This window comes from Rhodanobacter thiooxydans LCS2 (assembly GCF_000264375.1).
GTDB classification, from domain to species: domain Bacteria; phylum Pseudomonadota; class Gammaproteobacteria; order Xanthomonadales; family Rhodanobacteraceae; genus Rhodanobacter; species Rhodanobacter thiooxydans.
Window position 1 is genome coordinate 1 of sequence record NZ_AJXW01000046.1, and the last position, 1,297, is coordinate 1,297.

1 protein-coding gene is annotated in these 1,297 nt (G+C 69.5%); it reads left to right on the top strand.

The window, feature by feature from the left end:
- Positions 1–89: 89 nt before the first annotated feature.
- Positions 90–1,262, top strand: a complete 1,173-nt coding sequence (locus tag UUA_RS10470) for a class I SAM-dependent rRNA methyltransferase (RefSeq protein WP_008436622.1) — start codon at positions 90–92, stop codon at positions 1,260–1,262.
- Positions 1,263–1,297 lie beyond the last annotated feature (35 nt).

Consider the following 1,297-nt stretch of genomic DNA (forward strand, 5'->3'; position numbering starts at 1 on the left):
GCTTTTGATCCTCCCTGCCAACCCGAGCAACCCCTCCCAGCCTCCACTGCAGGCAGGAGAGGACCCCGGGCAGCGGCTATCATGCGCGGATGAATACGCCCGCCGCGCTCCCCGTCATCCGCCTGAAGTCCGACCGCGCCCCCGGCCATCCGTGGGTATGGTCGGCGCAGCTGCACAAGCCGGAGGCGAAGCTGCCGCCGGGCAGCGTGGTCGAGGTGCATGACGCGAAAGACCGCTTCGTCGGTCGCGCGTTCTGGAACGGCCACGCGCGCATCGCGTTACGCCTGCTCGACACCCATGCGGATGCCAGCATCGACGCCGACTGGATCGCTGCGCGCATCGCCCGCGCCGTCCAGCTGCGCCGCGACTGGCTGCAGCTCGACCGGGCCAGCGACGCCTGGCGGGTGGTGCACAGCGAAGGCGACGGCTTGTCCGGGCTGATCGTGGACCGCTACGCCGACACCCTCGTCATCGAATACTTCGCCGCCGGCATGTGGCGTTTCCGCGAGGCGATCCATGCCGCGCTGCTCACGCATTTCCCCGGCGCGCAGCTGTACTGGTTCGCCGAATCGCACGTGCAGAAGCAGGAGTCGTTCGACTGCCGCAGCCCCGAGGTGCCGGCGCCGTTCGAGGTGCACGAACACGGGCTGCGCTTCCATGCCGCGCCGGGCCTGGGCCACAAGACCGGCTTCTTCGCCGACCAGCGCGACAACCGCAAGCGCTTCGCGGAACTGGCGAAAGGCCGTCGCGTGCTCGACCTGTGCTGCAATGCCGGCGGCTTCGCCGTGCACGCGATGGCGGCCGGCGCGCGCGAGGCGATTGGCGTGGATCTGGATGCGGGCATCCTCGAGGTCGCCCACGCTAACGCCGCCGCCAACAACGTCGCGGTGGCGTTCGAGCAATCGGACATCTTCGACTGGGTGCGCGCCGCGGTGGCGCGCGGTGAGCGCTACGACGCGGTGGTGCTCGACCCGGCCAAGCTCACCCGCGACCGCAGCAAGGTGATGGACGCGCTGAAGAAATACTTCGCAATGAACCGCATGGCGCTGGACATCATCCCGCCCGGCGGCCTGCTGCTGACCTGCTCGTGCACCGGCCTGGTCGGCGAAGGCGAGTTCCTGGAGATGCTGCGCCGGGTGGCGCTCAACGCCGGCCGCGAGATGCAGGTGCTGGAAGTGCGCGGCGCCGGCGCCGACCACCCGTTCCGCACCGACGTGCCGGAAGGCCGCTACCTGAAGGCGGTGTTCTGCCGGGTAGAGTGAGGTAGTGCGATCAGGGTAGGTTGGGGTGAGCGCAG